Annotated in this window: 3 protein-coding genes; all 3 read left to right on the top strand. The window is 68.2% G+C overall.

What is annotated here, in order from left to right:
- On the top strand, positions 1 to 1221 hold a 1221-nt coding region (locus AC1DOC_RS26165; protein ID WP_478130789.1), incomplete at its 5' end, for a 4-hydroxyphenylpyruvate dioxygenase family protein.
- A gap of 30 nt (positions 1222 to 1251) precedes the next feature.
- Complete coding sequence (locus AC1DOC_RS26170) at positions 1252 to 2661, top strand: MFS transporter (RefSeq protein WP_027729462.1); 1410 nt, start codon at positions 1252 to 1254, stop codon at positions 2659 to 2661.
- A 38-nt stretch (positions 2662 to 2699) separates the two neighbouring features.
- On the top strand, positions 2700 to 3141 hold a 442-nt coding region (locus tag AC1DOC_RS26175; RefSeq protein ID WP_478130790.1), incomplete at its 3' end, for a DsbA family oxidoreductase.

Genomic DNA, 3141 nt, shown 5'->3' on the forward strand with positions numbered 1-3141 from the left:
GAGCAGGTGCTGCGCGCGGGCTACACCGGCGCGCTGTCGCTGGAAATCTTCAACGACCTGTTCCGCGAAACGCCCAACCGCCGCACCGCGGTGGACGCCATGCGCTCGCTGCTGTACCTCGAAAGCGAGGCGCGGCAGCGGCTGGCTTCCGCTGCCGATGTGCCGGCGCTGAAACCGCAGGTCGAGCTGTTCAGCCCGCCGCCCGTGCCGGCGCTCTCGGGCCTGTCGTTCATCGAGTTCGCGGCCGACGAGGCCTCGGCCGGCACGCTCGGCGCGCTGCTGGAGCAGCTCGGCTTCCGCCGCGTCGGCCGGCACCGCTCCAAGGCCGTGGCGCTGTACCGCCAGGGCGAAATCAACCTGATCGTCAATGCGCAGCCGGATTCGTTCGCGCGCAGCCGCTTCGAGGCGCACGGCACTTCGGTGTGCGCGCTGGGCGTGCGTTGCGCCGATCCGCAGGCGGCCGTCGAGCGCGCCACGGCCATGCGCTCGCAGCGCCACGACAGCCCGGTCGGCCCGAACGAATTGCGCGTGCCGGCCATCGTGGCGCCGGGCGGCAACCTGATCCACTTCGTGCCCGAGGCCCTGGGCACCAACGGCCTGTACGAGGCCGACTTCATCCTCGAGCAAGACGCCGCGGCCGATGTCCGCGGCGCCGGGCTCGCGCAGGTCGACCACGTGGCGCTCGGCCTTGCGCTCGACCAGCTCGACACCTGGGTGCTGTTCACGCGCGCCGTGCTGGGGCTGGAGCCCGGCGAAAGCCTGGAGCTGGCCGACCCCTTCGGCCTGATTCGCAGCCGCGGCGTGGCCAACGCCGATCGCAGCGTGCGGCTGGTGCTCAACGTGTCGCTGAGCCAGCGCACCCGCACCGCGCGCACGCTGAGCCTGACCGGCGGCGGCGCGGTGCACCACATCGCGCTGCGCTGCGACGACATCTTCGAGAGCGTGGCGCGGCTGCGCGCCGCGGGCACGCGCTTCGTGCCCATTTCGGACAACTACTACGACGACCTGGCCACGCGCATCGACCTGGACCCTGTTCTGCTCGCAAAGCTGCGCGCGGCGGGCGTGCTGTTCGACCGCTCCCCCGCGGGCGACTACCTGCACATCTACACCGAGAACATCGAAGGCGGACTCTTCTTCGAACTGGCACAGCGCACCGCGGGCTACGACGCCTACGGGGCGCTCAACGCACCCGCGCGCATGGCATCGCAGGCGCAGCAATAAAGATTCTTTTCGTCAACCCGGAGACAAACCATGGCAACCATCACGGCCCACGAGCCGAAAGGCAAGCACCAGTCGAAGAAGGCCACCGCGAGCGGCTGGATCGGCTCGGCGCTGGAGTACTACGACTTCTTCATCTACGCCACCGCGGCGGCGCTGATCTTTCCGCAGATCTTCTTTCCCAAGGGCGACCCGCAGATCGCGATCATCGCGTCGCTCGCGACCTACGGCGTGGGCTATGTCGCACGGCCGATCGGCGCGCTGCTGCTGGGCCACTGGGGCGACACGCACGGCCGCAAGACGGTGCTCATCCTGTGCATGTTCCTGATGGGCTTTTCCACCGTCGCCGTCGGCCTGCTGCCCACCTACGACCAGGTCGGCCTGTGGGCGCCCGCGCTGCTGGTGCTGCTGCGCCTGATCCAGGGCTTTGCGGTGGCCGGCGAGATTTCGGGCGCGAGCTCGATGATCCTGGAGCACGCGCCGTTCGGACGCCGCGGCTTCTTCGCGAGCTTCACGTTGCAGGGCGTGCAGGCCGGCCAGATCATGGCGGCCGCGGTGTTCCTGCCGCTCGCACACTACATGGACAAGGACGCCTTCAACGCCTGGGGCTGGCGCATTCCGTTCCTGCTGAGCTTCATCGTCATCGTGGCCGGCTACATCATCCGCAGGGAAGTGGAGGAGACCCCTGCCTTTGCCGAAGTCGAGAAAAGCGCCCAGGTGCCGAAGGCGCCCGTCATCCAGGCCGTGACCGAGAGCTGGGCCGACATGCTGCGCGTGCTGCTGTGCTCGCTGATGAACGTGATCCCGGTGGTCGCGACCATCTTCGGCGCCGCCTACGCGGTGCAGCCGGGCTACGGCATCAACTTCGAGAAGGACATCTACCTCTGGATTCCGGTGATGGGCAACATCCTGGCCGTGATCGTGATCCCGTTCGTGGGCAACCTGTCGGACAAGGTCGGGCGCCGCCTGCCGATCGCCGTGGGTGCCATCGGTTCGGGCCTGCTGTCGTTCGGCTACCTGTACGCCATCAGCATCCACAACGTGCCGCTGGCCATCGTGATGTCGCTGCTGATGTGGGGCGTGGTCTACCAGGGCTACAACGCCGTGTTCCCAAGCTTCTACCCGGAGATGTTCCCTACGCGCACCCGCGTCTCGGGCATGGCGATCTCGCAGAACATCGGCACCGCGATCACGGCGCTGCTGCCCGCGCTGTTCGTGGCGGTCGCGCCTCCCGGCGCCGCCAACATCCCGCTGACCGTCGGCGCCATCACGCTGGCGATCTGCGCCATTGCCGCGGTCTCGGCCCTGAGCGCACGCGAAACCTACCGCGTGCACATGAACGACCTGGGCAAGCCCGATGCGGTGCCGGTCGACAAGCTCGAGTACGACCGGCTGCGCGAAGAGACGCTCGCCACCGCACGCATCGCCAAGGCAGCGGCCTGAAGACCTTGCGCGCACCAAGGGCGTCGGCGCGATGAAGAATGGCGGGCATGACCTCCCATCTCAAGATCGATTTCGTTTCCGATGTCTCCTGCCCCTGGTGCGCCGTCGGCCTGGGTTCGCTCGAGGCGGCGCTGCGGCGCGTCGCGCCCGGCATCACGGCGGAGCTGCACTTCCAGCCTTTCGAGCTGAACCCGCAGATGCCGCCCGAAGGCCAGGATACCTTCGAGCATCTGAGCCAGAAATACGGCTCCACGCGTGAACAGCAGGCAGAGTCGCGCGAGATGATCCGCCAGCGCGGGGCCGAGGTGGGCTTCGAGTTCAGCCCCGAGGGCCGGCCGCGCATCTACAACACCTTCGACGCCCACCGCCTGCTGCACTGGGCCGAGCTCGAAAGCCCGGCCAGGCAGGCGGCGCTCAAGAAGCTGCTCTTGAAGGCCTACTTCACCGACCGCCAGAACCCCTCCGACCACGAGGTGCTGG

The sequence above is a fragment of the Variovorax sp. 01T439_2 genome (assembly GCF_056398445.1).